Source organism: Paraburkholderia sp. MM6662-R1, from assembly GCF_050436245.1.
Lineage (GTDB): Bacteria > Pseudomonadota > Gammaproteobacteria > Burkholderiales > Burkholderiaceae > Paraburkholderia > Paraburkholderia tuberum.
In genome coordinates, this window is record NZ_JBNDLV010000001.1 from 1,340,894 (window position 1) to 1,365,272 (window position 24,379).

General features: G+C 58.9%; 24 protein-coding genes and 1 pseudogene. 14 read left to right on the forward strand and 11 right to left on the reverse strand.

All coding sequences use genetic code 11. From position 1 onward, the window contains the following. Positions 1–3 precede the first annotated feature (3 nt). The 4 genes from OKW39_RS06385 to OKW39_RS06400 all read left to right on the forward strand — a co-directional run bounded on the left by OKW39_RS06385 (position 4) and on the right by OKW39_RS06400 (position 3,223). Positions 4–810: an IS5 family transposase gene (locus OKW39_RS06385; RefSeq protein ID WP_429361929.1), complete on the forward strand. Its 807-nt coding sequence runs from the start codon at positions 4–6 to the stop codon at positions 808–810. Positions 811–1,859: 1,049 nt separating this feature from the next. After that, positions 1,860–2,225, forward strand: a complete 366-nt coding sequence (locus tag OKW39_RS06390) for a response regulator (protein WP_429361931.1) — start codon at positions 1,860–1,862, stop codon at positions 2,223–2,225. Between the two features lie 336 nt (positions 2,226–2,561). Next, on the forward strand, positions 2,562–2,909 hold the full coding sequence (locus tag OKW39_RS06395) for a DUF3331 domain-containing protein (protein WP_429563464.1): 348 nt from the start codon (positions 2,562–2,564) through the stop codon (positions 2,907–2,909). 104 nt (positions 2,910–3,013) lie between these two features. Continuing rightward, complete coding sequence (locus OKW39_RS06400) at positions 3,014–3,223, forward strand: hypothetical protein (protein WP_429452611.1); 210 nt, start codon at positions 3,014–3,016, stop codon at positions 3,221–3,223. 270 nt (positions 3,224–3,493) lie between these two features. Here the strand turns inward: OKW39_RS06400 and OKW39_RS06405 are convergent. Beyond that, positions 3,494–3,760 (reverse strand): annotated as a pseudogene (locus tag OKW39_RS06405) (SOS response-associated peptidase family protein); the annotation flags it as partial. A gap of 143 nt (positions 3,761–3,903) precedes the next feature. Here OKW39_RS06405 and OKW39_RS06410 point away from each other — a divergent pair. Continuing rightward, positions 3,904–4,293: a response regulator gene (locus OKW39_RS06410; RefSeq protein ID WP_429562289.1), complete on the forward strand. Its 390-nt coding sequence runs from the start codon at positions 3,904–3,906 to the stop codon at positions 4,291–4,293. 1,558 nt (positions 4,294–5,851) lie between these two features. Continuing rightward, on the forward strand, positions 5,852–6,250 hold the full coding sequence (locus tag OKW39_RS06415; protein WP_429361939.1) for a fasciclin domain-containing protein: 399 nt from the start codon (positions 5,852–5,854) through the stop codon (positions 6,248–6,250). Between the two features lie 919 nt (positions 6,251–7,169). Here the strand turns inward: OKW39_RS06415 and OKW39_RS06420 are convergent. Next, complete coding sequence (locus tag OKW39_RS06420) at positions 7,170–7,364, reverse strand: hypothetical protein (protein WP_429361941.1); 195 nt, start codon at positions 7,362–7,364, stop codon at positions 7,170–7,172. A gap of 160 nt (positions 7,365–7,524) precedes the next feature. On the opposite strand from OKW39_RS06420, the gene OKW39_RS06425 reads away from it, so the two are divergent. The 5 genes from OKW39_RS06425 (at position 7,525) to OKW39_RS06445 (ending at position 12,481) form a co-directional block, all read left to right on the forward strand. Next, entirely contained in the window at positions 7,525–8,409 is an 885-nt protein-coding gene (locus tag OKW39_RS06425) for an SDR family oxidoreductase (protein WP_429562290.1), read from the forward strand. Between the two features lie 77 nt (positions 8,410–8,486). Beyond that, positions 8,487–9,185: an SDR family NAD(P)-dependent oxidoreductase gene (locus OKW39_RS06430; RefSeq protein ID WP_429361944.1), complete on the forward strand. Its 699-nt coding sequence runs from the start codon at positions 8,487–8,489 to the stop codon at positions 9,183–9,185. Positions 9,186–10,084: 899 nt separating this feature from the next. Continuing rightward, on the forward strand, positions 10,085–10,279 hold the full coding sequence (locus tag OKW39_RS06435; protein ID WP_429361946.1) for a type II toxin-antitoxin system Phd/YefM family antitoxin: 195 nt from the start codon (positions 10,085–10,087) through the stop codon (positions 10,277–10,279). A gap of 876 nt (positions 10,280–11,155) precedes the next feature. After that, complete coding sequence (locus OKW39_RS06440) at positions 11,156–11,779, forward strand: hypothetical protein (RefSeq protein ID WP_429562291.1); 624 nt, start codon at positions 11,156–11,158, stop codon at positions 11,777–11,779. Between the two features lie 150 nt (positions 11,780–11,929). Further along, positions 11,930–12,481, forward strand: coding sequence for a hypothetical protein (locus OKW39_RS06445; protein ID WP_429361948.1), 552 nt, complete (start codon positions 11,930–11,932; stop codon positions 12,479–12,481). 479 nt (positions 12,482–12,960) lie between these two features. Here the strand turns inward: OKW39_RS06445 and OKW39_RS06450 are convergent, their stop codons facing one another. The 6 genes from OKW39_RS06450 to OKW39_RS06475 all read right to left on the reverse strand — a co-directional run bounded on the left by OKW39_RS06450 (position 12,961) and on the right by OKW39_RS06475 (position 17,019). Next, positions 12,961–13,587 (reverse strand): hypothetical protein, encoded by a 627-nt coding sequence (locus OKW39_RS06450; protein ID WP_429361950.1) that lies wholly within the window; start codon positions 13,585–13,587, stop codon positions 12,961–12,963. Positions 13,588–13,877: 290 nt separating this feature from the next. Further along, positions 13,878–14,390, reverse strand: a complete 513-nt coding sequence (locus OKW39_RS06455) for an HAD domain-containing protein (RefSeq protein ID WP_429361952.1) — start codon at positions 14,388–14,390, stop codon at positions 13,878–13,880. A 23-nt stretch (positions 14,391–14,413) separates the two neighbouring features. After that, a complete protein-coding gene (locus OKW39_RS06460) occupies positions 14,414–14,950 on the reverse strand; it encodes an HAD domain-containing protein (protein ID WP_429361954.1) in 537 nt (178 codons plus the stop codon). 153 nt (positions 14,951–15,103) lie between these two features. Continuing rightward, positions 15,104–15,538 carry a hypothetical protein gene (locus tag OKW39_RS06465; protein ID WP_429562292.1) on the reverse strand — a complete coding sequence of 145 codons (435 nt, stop codon included), beginning with the start codon at positions 15,536–15,538 and terminating at the stop codon, positions 15,104–15,106. After that, a complete protein-coding gene (locus tag OKW39_RS06470) occupies positions 15,535–15,744 on the reverse strand; it encodes a BPSL0761 family protein (protein ID WP_429361956.1) in 210 nt (69 codons plus the stop codon). Before OKW39_RS06470 ends, OKW39_RS06465 begins: the two co-directional genes overlap by 4 nt. A gap of 756 nt (positions 15,745–16,500) precedes the next feature. Beyond that, a complete protein-coding gene (locus OKW39_RS06475; RefSeq protein ID WP_429361958.1) occupies positions 16,501–17,019 on the reverse strand; it encodes a hypothetical protein in 519 nt (172 codons plus the stop codon). A gap of 62 nt (positions 17,020–17,081) precedes the next feature. Here OKW39_RS06475 and OKW39_RS06480 point away from each other — a divergent pair, with 62 nt between their 5' ends. From OKW39_RS06480 to OKW39_RS06490, 3 genes are all read left to right on the forward strand, one after another. Next, positions 17,082–17,885 carry an IS5 family transposase gene (locus tag OKW39_RS06480; protein WP_429363759.1) on the forward strand — a complete coding sequence of 268 codons (804 nt, stop codon included), beginning with the start codon at positions 17,082–17,084 and terminating at the stop codon, positions 17,883–17,885. A 149-nt stretch (positions 17,886–18,034) separates the two neighbouring features. After that, positions 18,035–19,411 carry an IS4 family transposase gene (locus OKW39_RS06485; RefSeq protein WP_090800641.1) on the forward strand — a complete coding sequence of 459 codons (1,377 nt, stop codon included), beginning with the start codon at positions 18,035–18,037 and terminating at the stop codon, positions 19,409–19,411. A gap of 277 nt (positions 19,412–19,688) precedes the next feature. Then, on the forward strand, positions 19,689–19,937 hold the full coding sequence (locus OKW39_RS06490) for a helix-turn-helix domain-containing protein (RefSeq protein ID WP_429361962.1): 249 nt from the start codon (positions 19,689–19,691) through the stop codon (positions 19,935–19,937). 543 nt (positions 19,938–20,480) lie between these two features. On the opposite strand, the gene OKW39_RS06495 is transcribed toward OKW39_RS06490, so the two are convergent. From OKW39_RS06495 to OKW39_RS06505, 3 genes are all read right to left on the reverse strand, one after another. After that, positions 20,481–20,909, reverse strand: coding sequence for a group II truncated hemoglobin (locus OKW39_RS06495; RefSeq protein ID WP_429361964.1), 429 nt, complete (start codon positions 20,907–20,909; stop codon positions 20,481–20,483). Positions 20,910–20,946: 37 nt separating this feature from the next. Continuing rightward, positions 20,947–23,436 carry an ABC transporter permease gene (locus OKW39_RS06500; RefSeq protein WP_429563465.1) on the reverse strand — a complete coding sequence of 830 codons (2,490 nt, stop codon included), beginning with the start codon at positions 23,434–23,436 and terminating at the stop codon, positions 20,947–20,949. 101 nt (positions 23,437–23,537) lie between these two features. Continuing rightward, positions 23,538–24,149, reverse strand: a complete 612-nt coding sequence (locus OKW39_RS06505; protein WP_429336026.1) for a DUF4126 domain-containing protein — start codon at positions 24,147–24,149, stop codon at positions 23,538–23,540. Between the last annotated feature and the right edge of the window lie 230 nt (positions 24,150–24,379).

The window sequence follows — 24,379 nt, forward strand, 5'->3', positions numbered from 1 at the left end:
GGCATGACAGAACGCAAGCCATACCCAACGGATGTTTCGGACGAGGAATGGAGCTTCGCCGCTCCGTACCTGAGCTTGATGAGCGAAGATGCACCGCAGCGCCGATACGAACTGCGCGAGATGTTCAACGCGCTGCGCTGGATGGCGCGCGCCGGCGCGTCCTGGCGTATGCTGCCGACCAACTTCCCGCCGTGGGAACTGGTCTACCAGCAAACGCAACGCTGGCTGAACGCGGGTTGCTTCGAGGCGATGGTGAACGATTTGCGCTCGGTGTTGCGCGTGGCTCAGGAACGGCAAGGCCAGCCCAGTGCGGTCATCCTGGATGGACGCACATTGCAGTCCACGTGTGAAAGCGGCCCGCGTGCGGGCTACGACGGTTACAAGCGCAAGCGAGGCAGCAAAGTCCACATGGCTGTCGACACGCTCGGCCTGCTGCTCGCGGTGCATATTACACCGGCCAACGAGCAGGAGCGCGCCCAGGTGGGCGAGCTCGTGCGTCAGGTTCAGCGCGAAACCGGTCAGACGGTGAAAGTTGCATTCGCTGACCAGGGCTATACGGGCGACACGGCTGCGCAGGCCGCACGCGAAGAAGGCATTGAGCTGCAGGTCATCAAACTGTCTGAGGCGAAGAAGGGCTTCGTGCTGCTGCCCCGTCGCTGGGTGGTCGAGCGCAGCTTTGGCTGGCTCAACCGATTCAGGCGCCTTGCACGCGATTACGAGCGCTTGCCTGAAACGCTGGCAGGCCTGCACTTCGTCGTCTTCGCCATGCTTATGCTTGTTCATGCTGCACCGATTATGCAAAGTTCCTAACACGCTCTAACCGCGGCGACAACATCGCCTTCAGGGTCAAGGCGGGACTGGACTATGCACGGTTCGGCACCGCTCGTTAAAACTCCTAAGCGAAGTTATACGCCCGTATAACCAGGTAACGCCAACGCGGTATCGACATATCCGACCGCATAGTAGATTTTCCGTTCGGCAAAACCTACTCTTCTCTCATCGAGACAGCGTTGCCGTTATGACAGTGCAAAGCTCGCGGTTCGGCCCGACCACAACATCGCCTTTTGGGGTGGCCCGACCCGTTCGTTTTTTTAACGTCTTCAAGGATTCATCGTGTCAGCTGTTTTGCACAACTGGATATATATCGGCAGTAACGCGTATGCGGAGTACACGTTCGTGCCGTGGCTTGACAGGAACATCTATCGCCGTACCGTCGACCTCTCCGCAATATGCATCCAGTAGCCGCAAGTCAGGGACTATTCGACCTCTAGCCACGTACCGTGAAACTCTGTTGTGCAGGTCGTTGACATTTCAACGGCTTCCGGCACTGACGCACCGCGCGGATGCACGCTACCGAAAGACCTTGGTGAGCCACCAATGGCCGCAAAGCGCAAGTCTGCATTGAGGAGCATCACCCCATCGGGAATTCCGACTCTACGCGAAGACCTCAAAACACAGCTCGCGCCCATTGCCACCGCACTGACGGAGGAACTCGCGGCGCTGTTGACAGCCGCTCTCGACGACGGAAGAAAACAGACGCTCGACCGTCTGTCGCAGGCGCTAAGCGACGCGGTCCCAGAGTTTCTGCTAGAGGCGTTTGAACAGAAAATGCTCGCAGCCGGAAAGTCAGCGTCGGAATGTCGGCCATCGCTTGTCGCGGTAAGGCGCGCGAGTCAGGCTGCTCCCACTGGGCAAGCATGCGCACCTGATGAAGACGGAAGCGCAGACTGTGCTGTCGGCGACGTCAGCTGCCGCGAGAACGCTCCCGTCCAACGCACTGCTTTCAACGCGTGCGAGCAGCGGAATAGCTGTTGCCGGCAAACAGACGAAGTGAAAGACCACCGCTTCGGGGGCGGGTCATGGTGATGGTGTTACTGGTCGATGACGACATGAGCCTGCTTCAGGCGCTTGAAACGTTGATTTGCGGAGAAGGTTACGAGGTAATGACTGCGTTGAACGGGGATGAGGCACTGCAGGCAGCACGCCGAAGGCGCCCTGACATCGTGGTTTCGGATTTCATGATGCCGGTCATGGACGGGCCCACCCTCATAGGTGCGCTCGCGGCCGAGCCGGACTTCGCAACTATTCCTGTCCTTTTAAACTCAGCGGTGGCGACACCACCGGCCCACCTGCAGGTGGCGGCATTTCTCAGAAAGCCAGTCGCGGCCCCGCGCCTGCTCGAACTGCTTCGACTGCACAGTCACAGTAAGGCCCAATCGCCGTGACTGGTCACTTCGATATGCCGCCAATGGAAAGCCATTCCTGCCTCCATCGAGGAGTACCGCATTTTCGAAGAAAGCGCAGCCGCCGGAAACAGTGCTAAAGGGAGGAAGACGATGTTGAACGCTGAACCGAATACGGGCTCCACCATCCTGTCAGAGAGTGGCTCCAATCGTACGTCTATTGTCCCCGCGCTGCCTTCAGCCCACTATCCGTCGCCGCACCGGCCGGGCCGGCTCGCCCAGTCAAAGTCCGCTTGCGGCACTTCGTCGCCGAATGGCATGGACCCCTGGGCATCGACGCTCGCAGCCATCCATCGATTTTCTTCCCCGCCAAACCCGATGCGAACTGCTCCGGACCTGTCCGGCCGCCGCCGCTCCACGGGCGAGCCGTTCCGTCCGCGGCAGACGGGCTGCGGCGACGTGCGACCCTTCACTGTGACCGTCGTTGAGGAACTGTCCAATTATCTCTTCGTGCTGCGCTGGCGTGACGCGACCCTTTGCAACTACGAAGAGCAGGTCTGGGCGGCGTGTCTCGCTCGCGCGTCAGGGTGTTGCGCCCTATCCGGCAAGCATATCAATCTGGGCGACTCGGTCTACCGTCCCCGAGTCCGCGGACGAGTCATACCACTTAACAGAGACGCAATGATTCTCGCCAGCGAGCTGGTCAAAGCCCGCACAGGCGCCTGACACGCGCTGGAGTTAATGTATGTTGGACTCGGACTCGCTAAAGCATCCCCAGAACACAGGCGGTCTCAGGGTGCTCTCCACCGCCTGACCACAGGAGGTTCAATGTGAAACTTGAGGCAGCCACGTTCGTGCGACTACGCCGTCTCGCCCCGGTTCTCGACGACATTCTCAGCGCAGGCGAGGTCGACCACGCAGACCAGGCCGTAGGCCTTGATTCGCTCGCCCAGCTATGCTCACAGCTCTTCGATGCATACCGCGGCCAACATCCGGGCGAGATTGCGCAAGTGCGACTCGACGCCCTTGAGTCGCTGTAACGCACCGCTTAGGGACTGGCTGCCTGCTTCAGGTGCCTCGCAGCCATCAAAAAGCCGGTTCCGTCGGCATATGCTATCCAGCTTTTTTTCCGAATTGTTGCGTGTCCCACACCGTCAGCCTGTCATGGATGAAAGAAAGCGAGATAGCATAGTTGCTTATCTTTGTCGCCGGATTAAGGCGATTGGCATCAAGCCGGACAACCTTACGCCTGCAATTGCGAGCGACCAATCAACGCAGAAAGGAGCGCGCTACCGCAGTGCGACCGGAGACGCCAGCCTTTTTCGCCGTTTGAAGAGGTCCTGTTCGAGCTTCGAAGTCTGTTGCTCGTTGAACTTGTCGATAAGGGCCTTGATGGCGCCTTCGGCGTCAGTTTGCGGCTCAGCGAACGCATCTTCCATCGCCTTGGGTATCTTCGCGCTGCTTATGCCTTCGGTGCGCTCGAAAAACAGCCGCGCAAATTCGCTAATGTCCGTGATGGCGCCGAAGGTGCGCACGAATTTTCGGTAGTCAACCAGAATCTGAGCCGAGTAGCACATCGATGCCTCCGTTTCATGCTCCCATGACACGCATTCTCTCGAACGACGCGAGCGCGACGAATATGCGGCGTCGATGAATGGCCCCGTGAACTTTGGCCTGCATCGAGTTGCCAAACAACATGTAGCGACTCTTGCGATTGGTCATGACAAGCGTACTGCTGGTAGACGATGATGCGGAGGCTTTGGCCGCGTGGGGCGCAATCTGTGCCGCGGACGGATTTGAAGTAAGAAGCGCGAGCGACGGCCAGGCGGCATTGAAGATGTTCATCGAGTCCCCTGTCGACATAGTGGTTGCCGACTGGCGCATGCCGGTGATCTCGGGAAGCGAACTCTGTCACCGTTTGCGAACACGTCCCGGTTTAGCTGACGTCACATTCATTCTGGTTTCGGGGGAGCCCAGCCCACCAGCCTTCGTCAGCTACGATGGGTTTCTTCGCAAGCCTGTAGATGGGCAAATGCTACTGGCCACAATGCAACGGTTGCTGGCGGACAACGTCACGCACCGGGAAACCCAGCGCGGCAGAGCAACGTAGTCGAACGACCGCTGCTTGGGCCGACGGGCAACTCGAAACATGCCGACTGACGGAGCCCAGTGAGGGGTACGGGCACAATTTTGGTCAGCAAAAATTCCTGCTCACCGTTTGCAAACCGCCAAGCAGATGCGACATGTCGACAAGTCACTGGGACTCGGTCCGAGTCGAGGTCTACGTCCTGACGCATGCAATTCGCGGCGTCTATTTCGGACTCAAGGCGCCCGAGTGCCCAAACTCTCGTAGTGACCTCCATTCCGCTCGCTCTTGAAGCCGGCGCGCTTCGCATGTCCAGAGGCTTCCCGAATCAGGCGTCCCCGAACCTTAAAGAATGAAAGGGGACCGGGCCAGCCCCACCAAGGACGTCGGCCCCCATCTCGGCGCGGGCGCCTGGTGCTTCCGTTGTTGGCTCGCGCGCCGTCAGTTTGTTTTTAGCTGCCCCCGAAAAAAACGTTGCATTGTGGGTCCACCCTGCAGGGCCTGCTGTGTTTTACGCCGCTTTGTACCCTCGTATCGGGCATACCGCCATATGCCTCCATCCCCGCACTGGGGTCGGTGGCTTGAGTCGCGGCGTTTTCCTGTGGGGCGGGTTGAGGGGCTTGGGGCGCGCCTTGCGAATGCGCAAACCCGGCCATGACAAACAACCCTGCAGCAGAAGCGACCATCAGTGATGATTTCACGTTGGCTCCTTTAATCTACGTTGAGTTTTCCACGCATGAGATTCGCTATTCGCGTGCTCCGAACTCGAAATCGACACGGGATTTTCGGACGTGCGGAGCCCACTTCGGGTCTGCGTGGCTAGCTGCCCTGATAGATATCGCAGGACAGGCCCACCGTGCACGCGGCACCGTTTCTGGCTTTGCCGCTGCCGCTGCTTCCGCCGGGCTGGGGTCCGTATCCCAGGTCAGGGGTGCGGTCCATAGTCGTGGCCGGCTGGGCAGTTGTCATGGGCTGCTGGGCAGACGACGGGTCAGTTGTGCCCGACGGTTGCATTTGCTGCGAGTGGGCGGCGCCGGTCGCAGCGAGCAGGGATACCGCACTGACTACAGCTAAAAGTTGCACTTTCATCTCGTCACCTCTTTGTCGTCAACGTGTTGCGAATAACACGACTCCGGAATAACAAGGGGATTGGCATCCCCACGAGCACGCGAGGGTTGCATTAGGCCTTTTCTCGCTCCTTGCTGATTCCTGCTTTCGCTTTACCAAATGCCGTACAGCGTCGTCTCCGACGCCGTTTAGCCGAGCAAATGCGAAGTTGGCTTGTTGCACCGTTTGTGCCCAAAGCCGGACTTATTCGATGACTACCTGGGTAATGACGCGAGGCTGGTACCGGGCGGGGCAGAAGTATGCGCAATGAGTGCGCCGGTGACAGGACGTTGTACGCCCATTGACCAATAAGACCGCTGCTGCGTTTATGTTATAGAACGCTAAGGTCATGATTGACAGCGGAATCGACAATCGGCAAATCAGGGGCGACAGTCGCGCCTGGTCGCTCGCACTGCCATCGGAAGCAGCGACACACCTGTCATCCCCCGCATCCAGCTACCCGAGGCCCCCGTATATGCAGTCAACGCAGCGCAATCCGGCGTCGCGTCATGAGGAAACCTCTCATGAAGCACACTGCTTTTCTCGTTGCTGCCGTGTTGTCAGCCGCAGGGTCCGGGTTTTCGCGGCTAGCGATACCGTCACGGCGGGCGGTCAGGCGACGTATCCCGTTGAAGACATTGTGGACATCGCGATGAATTCGACGGAACACACCACGCCCGTCGTCGCAGTTAAGGCAGCAGGCCTCGTGGGTACGCACAAGCGTGTTGCGCGCCTTATCGTTTTCGCACCAACCAATGAAGCATTTGCAGCATTGCCGCCGGCCACGGTCGACAACCTTATCAAACCAGAAAACAAGCCGATGCTGACCTGTATCCTTCCCTGTCCCGTTATCCCGGGGCGTTACGATTTTTAGTTGCCCGACCAGCCCATCAGGGAAGGTGACGGCGAGGTGGAACTTAAAACCGTGAACGGCGAGACGCTCACGTCCTCGGACGGACGGACCACACAACATCGTGCTATTGGACGCTGCGGGGGCACACGGCAGACATCTCGGCCTACGACGCCATCCAGGGTAACGGCGTAGTCATGATGGTCGACAAGATACCGATGCCGAAGTAGCAGGACCGGCGCGCACGGTCAAATGTTCGAATCCAGCCCGGCTCTGTCATTTTCGGCGCCAAACCACGACTTACCTGCATGCCTGGCGTCCGGATAAGGCAACTGTCTGCCCTGTTCTGGCCCGAGCGGCTGCTTGCGTTTCGCCGCTGCGCAATCAGTCATCCAACGGTCAGCCGTTAGCGGCGCATGAAACTTCGACGCTGCTACAGCACGCGCCGAAATCGCAGGAGAAATGTGATGGAAAAGGTAACGCGGAAAGTCGTGCTGGCGTGCGTCGCTGTCGTCTCGCTCTGCGCCTCGAGCGCGACGTTTGCGCAAGGTGGAGGGAATGGGAACGGTGGAAGTGGGGGCGGCGGTGCTCACGGTGCCGCAACAGCAGGGATGACATACCACAGCGAGCCTGTCTCGAGCCCGTGGAACGCGAGACCGGGCAAAATGACAAAGAACACTGGCTCGACCGATACAGGCATGCACAGTATGTCGCCGGACGACGATGTTATGCCGGCAAAAACAGGGCAGTAGTGCCCGCTGCCAGTAAAAGGCTGGCGCGTTTCATACAGTTCTCCTGTCCCGCTCACTGCTGGCGGGTACAGGGCAAGAGCGAGCGGCTGGGACTGTACGGGTGGCTTGCCAAACCAGGTAAAACTGAAATGCACATTCTGGCCGGCAGCCCCCCGCCGGTCATGTAGGCTTTCACGATGAATACGACGCAGTCAGAAAGTCGTCGGCGACCTGGACTCGCTCACCAATCTGCAGGGTCGCTGCCAGTCGCAGTTAGCACTGGCGTCAAGTCGTCTGCGTACCACGCCAATACTTACTCCTGCCGCGGGCACCGAGTCTGCGCGATGCGCCTCATAGGGTGCTGGCAGCAGCTTGCGCTTGGCAAGGTCGCCAGTTGCACGATACAAAACTCAAGCGAAGGAAGCCACGCGCGAACGAGGGGTTCAGCGACTGCGGCTCACAACGAGATGAGTAACGTACGCCATCCCCTTCACGAGTAACGTCTACATCGGCAACGGCGTGATGACGGCAGCAGCGTATGCTACAGGGAGTGTTCAGGAGACAACCATGACCCTTGCCGGCAAGACCATATTCATGTCTGGTGGCAGTCGCGGCATCGGACTCGCGATTGCACTCAGAGCCGCACGCGACGGCGCGAATGTCGCGATTGCCGCAAAGACCGCCGACCCAGACCCACGTCTCGAGGGTATGATTCACACGGCGGCTGCAGTTGTTGAAGCTGCTGGCGGCAGGGCGCTCCCGCTTGTTGTGGATATTCGCGACGAAGAACGCGTGAAAGCCGCGGTTGCCGAGACCGTTGAGTTGTTCGGTGGCATCGATATCCTCGTGAACAATGCCAGCGCCATTCGACTGACTGGCACGCTAGACACACCCGTCAAACGGTACGACCTGATGCATGGGGTCAATGGCAGAGGCACGTTCGTGTGCGCGCAAGCGTGCCTGCCGCATCTCCTCAATTCGCCGAACCCGCACATCCTCACGCTATCACCTCCGTTGGTCCACGACGCAAAATGGTTTGGCGACTTTCCGGCATACACCATTGCAAAATACACAATGAGCCTGTTCACATTAGCGCTTGCCGGGGAGTTCAAAGACCGAGGTGTCGCAGTCAATTCGCTGTGGCCTCGAACAGCTATCGCGACCGCGGCTGTGCGAAATGAGATTGGTGGTAAGGACATGATTGCAGCGTGTCGCAAGCCTGAGATAGTTGCCGATGCGGCCCACTATATCCTGACGCGCCAAGCCAGGGAGTGTTCGGGAAATTTCTTCCTCGACGACGAGGTTCTGCTGGCAGCCGGTGTGCGCGACTTTGCACAGTACGACGTGCAGGCTGGGGCTGCATTGCAGGCAGATTTCTTTGTGGAGGCCTTGCCGGGCATGTTGCCGGCGGACAATATGACGAAGCGTCCATCCCGCAATCCCCTCCGCTAAATAGTTAGGATGTGCGGAAACGGACTGACGGCACGGCATACGTAGCTACTCTAGTCCCTGTTGAATTCGGAGGAACCGTGAATCGAACCGAGACAGCGCTGATTGTGGGTGCAGGAAAGGGATTGAGCGCCTCCCTTGCTCGCCTGTTTGCGGCGGAAGGTATGCAGGTTGCGCTCGCCGCACGCGACACGAGCAAGCTCGCCGACCTGGTCGACGAGACGCGTGGAGTGGCTGTGGGCTGCGACGCCAGTCGCCCGGACGAGGTTGCAGCACTCTTTGACCAGGTAGAGCGCGTCTTTGGCGTCCCCGACCTCGTTGTCTACAACGCGAGTGGCCGCTATCGCGCGGCAGTTGAAGCCATCGAGGCAGAGAGACTTGAAGCCGCCCTTAGGGTCACCGCATTCGGCGGCTTTCTCGTCGCGCAAGCCGCAGCCGTGCGCATGCTGGCCCGCGGCCACGGCACCATCCTGCTGACCGGTGCTACGGCAAGTGTGAAAGGGCTAGCCGGTTCGACACCGTTTGCCATGGGAAAATTCGCCCTGCGGGGAATGGCCCAGTGTATGGCGCGAGAGCTTGCCCCAAGGAATATCCACGTTGCGCATTTTGTGATTGACGGCGGCATTGCCAGTAGCTGGGCACAATCAGACGATGGCGGCACGGACGACAAATGGTTGAACCCTGACGCAATAGCGTGGGAATACCTGCACGTTCATCGTCAGCACCGCAGTGCGTGGACGTGGGAGGTGGAACTCCGACCATGGGTGGAGCGGTTTTAGGAAACACCGCTCACCTCACGACGCTGCGAATTTGGCCGCTATGCCAGCCGTGGTCTCCCTGAAGAGACAGTGAGATACACCTCGCCATTCTTTCAAAGACTTCGCATGGACGTGGTTATGATTGGCACATCATCCCTATCAACCCCAGCACATGACGCCTGGCTTAGCCCGGATGCATCGAACTTGCAGGACATGTACGCGATACTTGATGACAGGAACCGGCCGTACTACGCGCACCGTCTCGCTGCATGACAGGCTCCCGCTTTCCGACAATCCAAGCATGGACCTTTGGATACAACCTTGCGCGGAGTGCGCCGACCTTCATGGCAAACCGGCGGCAGAACCGCCTCATCAAAATCTTGTGCTCAACGGCGTCGGTACGGTTGAAGATTCCCGGCGAGAGGAGCACTACACGTGCACGCAGTGCCGGGCTGCGTTTGCTCGCATTCTCGCGGGACCTTCGAGGCGACATATTTGGTTGTTGTTGAACGCAAGGCAGCACTGAGGGCTTGCCACAAACTTGGTTCGATTCCAGCCATGGATTCGCCAGCGGGTATCAACGTAACTGTTTTGGACTTATTTCGGAACTACAGATGGGACCGCACCGACGGCGGAAAAGAGAGTCAATCTTACTACTCAGTCATCCATTTCATCGGCACCATGGCCGCCTTCCACGACCAAAAATGGCATTCCGTCGTTACTCTAGTCGGTAGCCTGATATGTGTACCCATCCCCGATGCCTGCGCGACTGAGAGGCTCCCCGGCACGTACCAGGGATTGCGGGTCCTTTTCTTTCTAAGATATTTACGCATGGCGGGACGATGCGCGACTGTGCGAGGCTGCAGGTCAACTCAGTCTAGATTGATATCAAATTAAGACCTTGGTCAGGAGAGACGCCTGTGAAACCCCGCCTAATCAAGCCCGTCAGCTACCTGAAGAGCCATACGGCCGAGATGGTGAAAATCGTCACCGAGACTGGCGAGCCCATCCTCATCACCCAGAACGGCGTGGCTTGTGTCGTTGTTCAGGACGCGCAGTCCTATGAGGACCAGCAACAAGCGCTCGCGCTTCTGAAAATTCTCGCTCTAGATTAAAAAAAACATTCGGGCGGGCAACTTCCGTGACCCGGGTGCATTCTTCGCTGAATTCCAAGCTGAAGATGAGAGTCGTTCCTCATGAAAGTCATTCCCCTACCGTGAGCGTTCAGCGCGCACTCGGCCGGCTGGATTTCGCGCAGGAGATTCTCGATGCAGTGGGAACCAGCCGGCTTGGAAGCAGGCGGAGAGAATTGGGGACTGCTCGAAGACGCGGTGCAATTTCTAGACTATCCGGGAGAGGCATCGCACTCAAGCTGCGCTGTTCGGCACAAATCCAATTTTCAACGAAACTTACCGATACCCCGTAGATTTCAATGGCTCGGTCATCGACATCCATTGCCCCGAACTGCGCCCGTGCTACGCCAAATCCCTTCTCCGAGGCGGACAAGAAGTTCGTTTCGATTGCACTCGAGACTCGACTGGACGTGGCCTTTAGCCTGACAGCCGATTCCGTGTTGCCGACGGCCCGTCTGACCACCCACCAATGACGTTGCGGAAAACGCGATTACGCTGCCACCCTAGATAAGACATGCCCGTAGTCCGGGCGTCATCAAATAACCGCTGGTTGATAACCTCGGACATCGCATTCCATTGCACGGGCGTCGATGTTTCCGGATGAATCTTTCTCAGCCTAGTGTTGCATGCAAGAGCGAACTGCGACCGCTCGTGACCACACCGACACAGGCTCGTATCCCAGCATTAACTTCATCGCTCCACCAAGTCCTTATATTTAAATATATAAACACAAAATCCAAATGCTTATATTTTTTAAAAAAATCAACGGAAATTCATTTTAACCGTTGATTTATATCAGTCGAATAGTTAATCTCACATCACCCCTTTGAAATCAACTAGAACTATTTATACAAACGAATGACTATCTACAACCCATACCAAAATTTCGACGTCCCGCTGGGACTCCTTCTGCCTGCTGCTGAATACGGTTCCCCCAACCCACGATTTCGAGGGTTTGTTCTTGAACAGCCCGTCGAATTCGACCCACTAAGCTGCGCTAACGCGCGCCGTTCAAGGTTTGCCACATTGGTTATAGACGGTTCTCGTACACCGATGCTGCTATTCGTAATTCAACTTGCTGACGCAATCTTGTCGTGGCTGGCCGACCCAGCGGACTCTGCCGTCTCAAGCGCCATTAACAGTTGGAATACCGACGGGTCGGCTTCGGTAGCGTTGAGCCGTGAAAACACGCACCTATTTGTTATTCCCTTGACGCGTCGAATCGACAAAGCCGCACTCCTTCGCCCTGTAAAACCTGTCCAATCATCAGCTATTTTTTGTGACCAAGCGATTGAAGCTCTTAGCTCGGGAGCAGTTGGCGAGGCTATTACTAGCAATTTTCCTCTTAGCACAAAGTCGACCTACTGCATGATTCATACCGAAGGTGTCGCCACAGCTCTCGCACGTCAAGGATATCAGGCCAAGTACGACGCCAAAACGAAGAAATTGTTGGCACAGAAAGGTCAACTCGCCTCCCTCTGAAACTGCAACTACACACATCTCCCTAACGGCAACCTAGTAGCGAATGCAGTGAGGCACCCTCTGCGGCCGAGACGTTGCTGCCGCCAGATTAGGTGCGCCTGCAAGTTAATCCCAAGCCCAAAAACTCGTTCAATCCGATGTCTACAAAACATGAGCAATCGAACAGCCCTGACTTATGAAGTAAAAACGTTAACCTTCGACGAAGTAAACGAAAGCGTACTCGGTGACATTGAGGACCATACATCTCTAACAGAAGAGGAAGCCGATATGTTTGTCGTACCGGCATGGGTAATGCTTGAATCTGTTCCACACTGTGACGGTCAGGATTGTATTGTCGTTAGCCTGCGCGACATGAGCACGAGTGATTTGATGAACGGTTCACGTGACGTTTGTGCGGGCGTTGCGTCGTGGTTTGGCAGGTACTATCCATGCCTGATGCTGAACGGTGGCCTGATTGGAATTGACGCAGAGACCATTCTCGACGCACATATTGAGGTTGATGAGCCTTTGCTCATTGTCTTCGATTGCGAAGACGGATGTGTTCTCACCAAAACAAACTTTACGGCACAACTGGAAAATCAATTGAAAGCAATTGTCGCGGCAAAGGATTATCTCCCCACCGCTAAGGTGGGAGATGACGGACGAAGCATAGACCAGACGAAATACGCTGCGCTAAGCGCCGCGTACTATGGCTTCGCTTAGCCTCACTTTCGCACTCTATCTACATGAGACGACACACGGCCGCTATGCGCGGAAGTGCTGCTCGCCGCCCGAAGCGAGACAATGCCCGGCGTGAGCAATCGCGCCCGGAGGTGTGTGAGAAATTCGTTCTCCACCCAGAGTTATGTTGGAGCCCGATTGTGAGACATAGCGTCTCTCATTCGCGGTTGATGGCCCGCTTCGTCCGAAGAGCCAAAGTACTGAGCGAACTCTCAGGAACTATCCTGAAGCGCCGCCGCTTGCGAAGCCACTTTCTGTCTACTCCGGGTTTGCACCCCTGTCGCTTGGCGGCGTTTCGCCCTGACTATTTGGTTCGTCCGTGCGACTTTCGGCATCCTGCGGGCGGTCAATCCCGGCTTCGTTATTCCAGCTTGAAACCGTTCATCCGACTCTCCTGCGAATGGTGAGATAGGCCGTCCATGCATCTGGTGCTAGCAACAATAGACCGCCTCGCCCCTTCGTCATTCGTTTGGCTCGTCGCTAGACGCAGAGCGCAGCGGAAGGTCCGCGTCATAGTTATAGAGACCTAGGCGTTGAGATTCGCTCATGAGGGCCTCGAGTGCCGCTTTCTGCTCGGTGCGCATCCTCTGCCGGTACTCGGTCAAAGCGACAATCGGTATCCATTGAACAGCACCGTCTTCGTCCAGTCGACCTGAAATTTTGCCGTCAAGAACCAGTGAGCGCAAATAAGCACGCGAAAGGCAGAGCAGCCGCGCGGCAGCATCGAGCTTCACCTCGTCATAGTTGGCAGGAGCACGGCTGCGCTCCCGACAATCCGGAATCAGCTCTGCCGTCGCATCCCGCCATGCCTTACCGCCTCCGATACCCTTCGCGACCGTGTTAAACACGAATTCCGCATCGGCGTGATACCCGCTCGGGCCGACAAGCTGGTAGATTCGCCCGCTGAGTGTTTGTGCCGTACGTGTAGTGCTATCCAGATGAAGTACTTTTGTGCTGACGCGACCATTACGCGTTTCCCGACTGTATCCTACAAAATGCCTCGCACCGTCAGCAGACTCGCGTATCGACCAGTGGCTTAGCCAGACGATTTCGGGGCCGTCTCCAGCAATCTCAAGATAGATAGACATTCCCCCTCCATATCTCCATCAACGTTCTCCACGGCTACGACTTAGCCTTCGGCCTGCTCTTTGGTCGCTGCTCAAATTGTTCGTCCCGAATAGCTCTCTTAAATGCGCGACCAAGCTCCGCGCTGGACGTTGTCATCAGCTCTACGTAGAGGCGCGGAGTTATTTCATATATCACAGGTTCGAGGCCGTGGTCGACTGCTACGGCTAGTTGCTTTTTAGCCCGTCGGCTCGGTCTGCTCTCAGATATCGAGTCTGTGCTTTCACCACGCGTCTTTGCTTTCCTGCGCGCGTTAGTTCTCGGCGTCATATCTGGGCCCGTCCGTGAAATACTGCTGTAGCCTCTCGCGGAATTGCTCGACCACAGCACAGTCGCCCAACCCTGCATCAGTTTGACAATGTACAAGCTTGTGCCGGTGCGCTTCGAATCCGTCCTTTCGGTCATCGACCGCTAACCATTTGAGCGGCGCATTGCGTTCGACATAATCCAGAATTTGCTGTCCGCGTGAGAGAACTGGCCAAAACAGCGGATTGCATGCGCAACCGTCGAACGTCGCACCGACTATGCGCTCCTTAATTAGTGACGATGGAATCGCGTTTCGCGTAAATTCCGTCCCTAGGACGACTGACCAGTCGCTTGAAAGCACGATTTCTACATCGGAATAAGGAAGTAGCAATTCGTCGAGCACTGGAACGTATTCGAACAATGCAATTTCTGGGGAACTGCTTATCACCCGGTTGCCGGCACGACGAGCGCCGCCTCGATGCAGCACGCCGTCTATATCCATAAATAGAACCTTTCGCATCGTTCTGCTCCGAAAAAATCGGCCTATCCGAATTGTTCAGCGAGTCGAATGCGCAGCGCATTCCGGGTGCCGATATCACCGAGGCCCAAATTCTCATCACATCGGACGACATGTGAGAGGTGCTCACCGAAACCCTTTACGTCATCGTCAATCGCGAGCCATCTGGTCAAACGATGTGTCCAGACATAGCGTAGCACCTGCGTCCCGCGCTCAATCGTCGACCACCTGCCCGCGTCTGCAAATTTCGAGTGATACGTTGCGCCGACAACTCGATTCCTAAGCGTGGCAGGCAACGCGTCTCTCGCTCGTTGAAAACCAAGAGCAGGTACCCACGATGTTGAGAGAACTATTTCCACTCCAACATGCGGCTCCAAGAGCTCAGACAAAACTGGGGCGAATTCGAACAGATTGATTGAAGGAGACGCGCTCCGAATTCCGTGTCGCGTCCTTACCGCGCCAAGGCAGTGAATAACCCCGTCAAAATCCAAGAACAGGACCTCCCGGCCCCTTTTCGTCTTTTCAACCCTGTCGTTGCTCTCAGTCATAGAAGCGCTCAACATCTACATCCAAGGCTATTGGCAGGCGCCTGAACGTCTGCCCTCAAGGCCGCTCGCTGCAGGTCACCGTACGAAGATTGTGGAGTCGTCGAGTCGATAATTGCATTTAAAGCCGCTTTCAAGCTGCATGTTCGCCCCTCCTGAGCTCGATGCTTTCTAGTCGACCAACGATACGCGGCCACCAATTTCAATATAAGCCTTGGCACTCGTTTTTCCATCTACCCACAGCACAACTTGCCCGGCTTCGAGCTCAAATGCGTGCATGTCCGGGCTTCGCACCGGCCTCAATGCGACGACGCGTCTGAACGCCATTGGCCCCCCTTTTTCCTTCGAACAGATATACACATCTGCCTCAGTCTTATCGGCGCTTTCTTCAGTCAGCAATTTGTACAGGTCTGAATATGTCTGCACCACAAACCCGTCCCCCATACCCCGGCCCTCGCGCGAGCCGTAGCACACGTAAAACCAAGGACCGCTTACTTTCATCGGCGATGTGGGGCTGGAATTACTCATTGGTGTCACTGCGTCGCGCCCTTTCTCAGGCAATTCTTCAACCGGCGGAGACACAGGTGAACGACAGCTCTGCATCATTTGATATCTCTCCCAACGCGTTGGGGCCAGCACATCGTCTGCTCCGCAATCAATCGGAGGGTTCCGTCGTCTGGGTACTGTCTGATGACGCGAAGTGCTAACTCTCGCAAACCGCAGGCATTGAGTTCAGAAGGCAAGCGAGATAGCTGCAGGAGCAGGCCTCGCACCTCCCTCGGTGCTCTCGTTCTCTCATAGCGCATAGTCATGGCGTGGTCCCATTTCGCAAATGGGTAGGCCCGGTTCTCAAAGAGACGAAACCGTCGCCCGAGAGATACCAGCACAATCGAGTTCCAGCCTTGAGCCTGAGCGTACTTCTGACAGCACGAGGCACCGTGACCAGGCTACGGCCGCTCGGTTTGGAAACACCCAAAAACCTCCGTCTTTTGCGTTGAGCAAGCCTACCTCGGTCGGACAAATTCGGATTTTCGTTCGACCACCTGCGAACAAGGCGGGATGGCGCGTATCTGTTGATTGCCTGCGCCCATCTATGGCTACGCAGACCACGATTAACAAGTTCCTGCTGACGCTGACTTACCTGGTACCGCGTCACGTACCGGAGATTCGTGGGCCCATCTGACAGAACGACCACGTGCTCGGGCTTTTGGGCTGCTATTACGTGGCGCTCGCCCTCTACTGGCTCGGGACCGCTTGGGTATCGGATGTCGTACCATTCACCGTATCGCAATCCCGTCTCATGAGTCCAAAGGTAAGAATCCACGAAGGCTTCATGAATCTCATCGGACTCGTAGACGTCCGCGTACGAGTCCAGGTAAACCACTACAGCGTCAGGGTCAGCTGTGACGAGCTGCTCAATCAGTTCACGGACTTTCATTCCACGTTCCCGCTTCGATTCCAGTTGCCCAGCGGCCAGTGCCACTAGAGTTCGCCCCGATGTACGAATCTCACGCCAAACCGGTCGACGGATGTCTCCGGGGACGAAAGCTCTGAGTTATCCCGCCTGTTTAACGCTTTCCGACTAGGGCGTGCAGGCTTTGTTGAAACAGAGTGTCTTCTCGCGCATGCATGAGCGAGAACATTCGTCTGGCACGGCGAAGGGCATGCCCCGAAACCGTGGCACGCAGCATGTCGTCGTACGAGAGCTCCCGGATTGCAGGCTCTCCAATTGCCCGTAGGTGCGAGACCAGAGCTGATTGCGCTGATTCGTTAAATCCGAGCTGCATATCAAAATCAACACGTTGGAAGTCGGTGGGTTCTGAAAACTCAGTCTCTTTGGAGGCAATGACCACGTATGGCTCGGCGCGGTCTTTCATGAAATCAAAAATCGCTTCTTCCTGCCTATCAGCCAGCGTGCTGACGAAATTTGTGACACGCCGCCCCAATATAGAAAATGCTTGTCGCAGCGAGTCTAGGCTGTAATGAAACGGCCAAGCGTTCCCGGCGACGATGACCACACCTGGGTAGTCGCGCACAGTTTCTGTCAAAAGCAACACGTCCGGCTCAAGACTTCGCATGTTTGCCATCGCGCCCTGCTCCTTAGAGCGTGTTAGGCACTTTCTGTCAGACCTGGTAACCTGGCGGGATGATAGAACGCAAGCCATACCCGACAGATGTTTCGGACGAGGAATGGAGCTTCGCCGCTCCGTATCTGACCTTGATGAACGAAGATGCACCGCAGCGCCGATACGAACTGCGCGAAATGTTCAACGCGCTTCGTTGGATGGCGCGCGCGGGTGCATCGTGGCGCATGCTGCCGACCAACTTTCCGCCGTGGGAAATGGTCTACCAGCAAACGCAGCGCTGGCTGAACGCGGGTTGTTTCGAGGCGATGGTCAACGATTTGCGCTCGGTGCTGCGCGTGGCGCAACAGCGTCAGGGCCAGCCCAGCGCGGTCATTCTCGATGGACGCACATTGCAGTCCACGTGTGAAAGCGGGCCACGTGCGGGCTACGACGGTTACAAGCGCAAGCGGGGCAGCAAGGTTCACATGGCTGTCGACACACTGGGGATGCTGCTCGCGGTGCACATTACGCCGGCCCACGAGCAGGAGCGCGCGCAGGTGGCCGAGCTTGCGCGTCAGGTTCAGCACGTCACCGGTCAGACGGTGAAACTTGCGTTTGCTGACCAGGGCTATACGGGCGACACTGCTGCACAGGCCGCACGTGATGAAGGCATTGAGCTGCAGGTCATCAAGCTGCCTGAGGCGAAGAAGGGCTTCGTGCTGCTGCCCCGCCGCTGGGTGGTCGAGCGCAGTTTCGGCTGGCTCAACCGCTTCCGGCGGTTGGCACGCGACTACGAGCGCCTGCCCGAAACCCTGGCAGGCCTGCACTTCGTCGTCTTCGCCATGCTCATGCTCGTTCATGCTGCACCGATTATGAAAAGTACCTAACACGCTCTAGGAAGAATGGCACTTACTTAAGCCTACATGGAGGAGAAGACGCGGGTAAGTGCTTGAAGAGAAAGGGAGGGGGCTGATCCAGGGATTGATACGATGGTTGTTACCAGGCAAACACCGTCTCATTCCAAAGATCAGCCCCCATGGATCGTAATGCACGAAGTCATCACAGGCAAACACGAAGCAGGGTTCAAAGCCGGGCGTGCAGGGCCCAGGCGGTAGACTACTTCAACATACTGACGAGCCCGGGGCTGTTGGGCATAACGGAAGCGTATTTGCCAGAACATCGGGAACGGCTGTATCCGCCGACGGTGACACTGTCGATGTTCATGCGCCAGGCGCTGGAAGAGGACGCCTCCTGTCAGAAGGCAGTCAACGGGTGGGCGGCGCAGCGAGCTGCCGACGGGCTGCGGCCCATGAGTGTGCGTACGGGAGGCTACTGCCGCGCTCGCCAGAGACTGCCGCTGACGATGGTGCGGGAGTTGGCGCGCGAGACGGGGCGCCAACTGCATGAGCAGGCCGAGCCTGCCTGGAAGTGGCGCGGGCGCCCGGTCAAGCTGGTTGACGGCACCGGGATCTCGATGCCCGATACGCCGTCGAACCAGGCCCGTTTCCCGCAGTCCAGTGCTCAGGCCGAAGGAGTGGGCTTTCCATTGGCCTATCTGGTTGCGGTGATCTGTCTGGCAAGCGGCGCAGTACTGGAGTCGGCGGTCGGAACTTACGCGGGCAAAGGCAGCGGGGAGCTGACGGCGTTTCGCATGCTGCAAGGCACGTTTCGCAAAGGTGACGTGATCGTCGCCGATGCCTTGTACTGCCACTACTTTCTGATGGCCTCAATGATCGCCGCCGGGGTGGACGTCGTGATGGAACAGCATGGGGCACGCCGCACCGACTTTCGGCGAGGCCGGTCCCTGGGCACGCGCGATCACATTGTGACGTGGCCCAAACCCCGGCAGCGTCCCGACTGGATGACGCATGAGCAGTACCAGGCCTTCCCCGATGAACTGATGGTGCGCGAGTCCAGGCTGCATCACCGGGTGCTGGTCACCACGATGCTTGATGCACGCAAGACCAGCAAACAGGACCTCTCGCAGTTGTACGCCAGGCGCTGGAACGTGGAACTGGATCTACGTAACATCAAGACGACGATGGGCATGGATGTGCTGCATTGCCAGACTGCCCACATGAACGAAAAGGAGATCTGGGTCCATCTGCTGGCCTACAACGTGATTCGGCTGCTGATGGCTCAGGCCGCCAGTCACCATGCCACTGACCCGAGAACACTGAGTTTCAAACACACGGTGCAGTTATGGACTGAATGGCTGGCCAGAGGTCTGACGGCAACTCACAACCAGAGTCTCCTGTTCAACCTGATCACGCAGTCTTGCGTTGGGAGTCGCCCCGGTCGCATCGAACCACGAATGCGCAAACGAAGACCGAAGTCCTACCCATGGCTGAAAGAGCCTCGTCACATCGCACGTGAGCGCGTCCAAAAATATGGGCACGCTCCACGGGCTTAAGTAAGTGCCATTCGCTCTAGGAACCGAAAAATTTAGGTTCAACGGGCCAAGAGCGCCGCTCACGCAGAAAAAAACATAGACCACGGTGGCTCCATCATTGGAATTGAAAACAAAGCGGCACGGCCGCCTCGCACCGCCACGCAACCTCCAGTAACTGGTCGTTTTCACAATATATTGGTCATTCTGGACCAGACGACTCATGTTCACAATATATTGTGTAGATTGTTAAAGTCGCTGCTAGGACACTCTCCCCCATTCGTTCAGTACTGGGGGACAGATGAGCCGCATCGCCGCCTTTGGCCGGGTCGTCCGAGAGGAGAGGCTCGCGAGAGGCATTTCGCAGGAGGAGCTGGCCGAGAAGGCGAACCTGCACCGCAACTTCATATCGTTGGTCGAACGAGGACAGAGCAAGATTGCGCTCGACTCCCTTTTTGCACTCGCCGACGCTCTCGACACCTCTGCGTCGACACTGCTACGGCGTGCGGAAACCGCTGCGAACAAAAGGCAAGAGAAGCCCGATGAGTGACGTTAATCGGCGGATTGCTGAGGCGCCAAACGTGGACACCCTAGAGCCTGCCATGCATTCGCAACATCAAGTTGGTCGCTCCGGACCCGTACTTCGCTCCCGCTCAAGCAACCACGTCTCGAAAACGTCCTGCCGCCAGCGCAGGTGCGCTCGGTCGAGAAGCAAGCCGAGCGCCGTGGCAAAAGGAGCCAAGGCCGCTGTCTAGAGCGTCGACGGATTGTTTGATAGAAAGTCCATAAACCTCGGCCAGTTCATATTTGCCGGGTAAGTGCGCGTAGAGGCCTTTTCCGGGGAGTCATGCACTGTATAGCGCGCCATCTTGAACGCGGCTCACGCAGGCGGCCGACCGGCGCTATGCCTTCCAGATACTGCCGCTCGAACGAAGTGGCAAATAGGTCGGTCTCATGCTTCCAAGCGAAACTTACCACCGCAAAGAGGCCGCAGCGGACCAAACGCAAAGTTATCCACAGGCGTCGTCTTTCCCCCGGACCCCCTATCTGCTGCTCGTCTCGAAGAGACGAAAGACTGACACCATCGTCTAGTTCATCTTTTCGTAACTAACGAATGTTGGTTGACCATCCAGTCGGCGGTTTCGAAGAACGAGCCGAGCAGGCGCTGGCGCAGCGGTTCCGGCAAGCCGACATCCTCCATCGCCCATGCCATGCACCTCAACCACTGGTCACGCTCGCTCGACGCGATCGCGAACGGCAGGTGCCGCGCGCGCAGACGGGGATGGCCAAAGCGGCCGATGTAATGATCGGGACCGCCGAGCCAGCCGCACAAAAACCAGAATAGCTTGTCGCGCGAACCCTCGAGCGACGCCGGATGCAGCGCGCGAATCCCGGCGAAATCCGCCTCGAGATCCATCAGGTCGTAAAACCGGTCGACCAGGTCGCGCACGCGCGTCTCGCCGCCCAACAGTTCGAAGGCCGTCGGCTTGTCCGAGGACACTTCGTCGTTCAAATCGCTCATACCCTGCTCAACAGCAAAAAGACATCACCAGGAAAACTCACGCGTCGCGCAGCGACTGCAGCGCTGGCCGCGCCAACACATGCCGCAAACTCAACCACCCGCCGACACCGGCACACGCGATGCCGGCCGCAATGCCCGCCGGCAGCAGCCACGGATCGAAGTCCAGATAAAACTCGAACACGTGCGTGGCCAGCATCGAGCCGACGATCTGCGCGCCGAGCGCCGCCATCAGGCCGGCAAGCGCGCCGACCGCGACGAATTCGGACACCTGCACCGACCGCACCTGACGATGCGATGCGCCCAGCGCACGCAGCAGCGCGGATTCTCGCATACGCTCGTCGCGCGTGCCGGCGAGCGCCGCGTATAGCACCAGCACGCCGGCCGCGAGCGTGAACGCAAACAGGAATTGCACCGCGCCGATCACCTGCTGCAACACGCGCTGCACCTGCGCGAGGATCGGGCCGGTATCGATCGCGGTCAGATTGGGATACGCGGCGATCAGGCCATCGATCGTCGACTGTTTGTCCACCGGCAGATGGAAGCTCGTGATGAAAGTCGCCGGAAAATCCTGCAACGAAACCGGCGGCATCAGCACGAAGAAGTTGACCTTGAAAGAACCCCAGTCGAGCTTGCGCACGCTCGTCACCGGCGCCTCGACAGTCAGCCCCGTCACGTCGAAGCGCAGCACGTCGCCGGGCTTCACGTTGATCAGCTTCGCGAGACCCTGCTCGATCGAGATCTGCGGCTTCGTCGTCTCGCCGAACCAGGTTCCCGCGGCGATCCGGTTGTCGTCGGGCAGTTGCGTCGTGTAGGACAGGTTGAACTCGCGGTCGACCAGTCGCCGCGCATCCTCGCCCTTGAACGAATCCGGATCGACCGCCTTACCGTTGATCGCGACGAGCCGCCCGCGCACCATTGGCGACAGCGCCGCGCCGGCGATGCCGTGCGCGTCCAGATACTGCGTGACCGCGTCGCGCTGATCGGGCTGGATGTCGATGATGAACTCGTTGGGCGCATCGGGCGGGGTTGATTTGCGCCAGCCCTGCACGAGGTCGTTGCGCGTCATCGCGATCAGCAGCAGGCACATCAGGCCGATGCCGAGCGCGGTGATCTGCAGCGTGCTGGTACTGCTGCGCCGCTCGAGCGACGCCAGCGCATAGCGCCAGCCGATGCCCGCATTGACGCGCTCGCTGCGCACCACGCGCGCCGCGCCCCACAACGCGAGCCGCGCGATGCCGGCGAACACCAGCAGCCCGCCCGCGAATCCACCCGCGACGATGCCCCCGAGCTTCAATTCCCCCGCGGCGAGTATCAGCAGCCCCGCGAACAGCACGATGCCGACCGCGTAGGCGGCCCACGCAGTGCGTCCCTCCTCGCCCCATTCACGCCGCAGCACGCGCACCGGCGGCACGCGCGTGAGCGGCAACAGCGGCGGCAGCGCGAAGCCGAGCAGCAGCACGAGGCCGGCCGCGATGCCCTCGAGCGCGGGCCACAGCGTCGGCTGCGGCAGCACCACGTCGATCAGGCCGCCGAGCCACGTCAGCAGCGCGAGATGCCCGAGATAACCGAGCGCCACGCCGAGCACGCCGCCGAGTACGCCCAGCCCGACGAATTCGAGCGTGAACAGCGCGCGCAGCGCGGCCTGGCTCACGCCGAGACAGCGCATCGCCGCGCAGCCGTCGAGATGCCGGCGCATATAGCGGTGCGCGGCCATCGCGATCGCGACGGCCGCGAGCAGCGCGGTCAACAGCGACACGAGCGTCAGGAAATGGCCCGCGCGATCGAGCGTCTGACGCACCTGCGGCTGGCCGTCCTGCAGCGACTCGAGTGCGACGCCGCGCATCTTGCCGCCGTCGACGCGCGCATGCGCAAACTTCGCGAAGCGCGCGACCGCCTCGTCTGAACCGGCGACCAGCAGCCGGTACGTGACGCGGCTGCCATAGGTGATCAGGCCCGTCGACGGTACGTCAGCGGCATTCAGCATCAGGCGCGGCGAAAAGTTGACGAACGAGAAGCCGCGATCGAGCTCGCGCGTGATCAGCGCGCCGACCGTGAAGTTGCGATTGCCGAGCTTCACCGCATCGCCGATCTTCAGCTTCAGCGCGTCGAGCAACTGCCGGTCGACCCACACGGTGCCCGGCGCCGGAATCGACGTCGCCGCATGATCGGCCGCACCCGGCGCCGCCGCGATGCGCAGCGCGCCGCGCAACGGATAGCCGGACGACACCGCCTTGACGGCGGCGAGCCGCGACGCCGGCTGCGCGCCGGTCGAATTGATCATGCTGGGAAAGATCGCCGTGGTGGCGGTGCGCAGGCCCAGGGCGTGCGCCTCGGCGGCGAATTGCGGATCGACCGGATGATCGGCACGCACGATGAAGTCGGCGGCGATCATGCGCCGCGCATCGCGCTCGAGCCCCTGATGCAGCCGATCGCCCAGAAACCCGACGCTCGACAACGCCGCGACCGCCAGCACGAGCGCGAGCAGCAACATCGTCAGTTCGCCCGCGCGCCAGTCGCGCGCCGTCATCCGCATGGCCTGGCGCAATAGATCGATGCCGCCAAGCCGCCGCGCCGGTCTCGTGTCGGCGCGCGTTCTTGAACCCGCCTTGGATCCTGGTAGTGCTTCGCTCAATCGTGCCTGCTCCTCGCAAATCGCGACACCATGTGCGTGGCCATGCCGCGAAAACCGCCCTGCACGCCACGCCACAATCGCGGCAATGCCCACGCCGCGAGCAGCAGGAAGCCTACCATCAAGACCAGAAACACGAGCGGCACGAACAGCGCAAGCAGCACGCCGCCGACCACGAGGCCGTCCTCGGCGGTCGACGTGACGACGTTCGACACCGGCTCCGGCGACAGGTTGATCAGCGCGCGCGTGCCCGCCTTCGCGAGATGCGCGGTGCCGGCGAGCGTGCCGCCCGCGAGCGCGGCAACGCTCAGCAGCGTCGGATCGGCGTGGCCGAGCGCGCCGGCGGCCAGCACGGCGCCGGCCGGAATGCGGATGAAGGTGTGGATCGCATCCCACAGCGAATCGAACGCGGGGATCTTGTCGGCGAAGAATTCGGCCAGCGTCAGCACGGCCGCCGCACCGATCACCCATGGCGATGACAGCGCGGACAATGTGTTCGGCAAGTGAATCAGGCCAAGACGTTCGAACACGCCGGCCAGGAGGACCGTCAGATAGAGGCGCAGACCGCTGCCCCATGAAAGGCCCGCTGCAAGTGAAAGTGATTCAAGCATGGCCGCCTCCGCGCGCTCAGTGCGTGCCAGGCGCCGCGGCGGGAACGAGCGGGCGTTCCGCGCCGAAGCCATCAGGCTCGCCAAGCTGGCCGCGCCAGCCAGGCCGCGGGCAATCTCAAGGTCGTTTCTGTCTCATTATAGCTACGATAATTCGCAGAACGTAGAGCCGCGAAGCCTTCGCTGTGGCTTGCAGGCAATGGCGGCCGCGCCCCGAGCGGACGTGGCCGCCC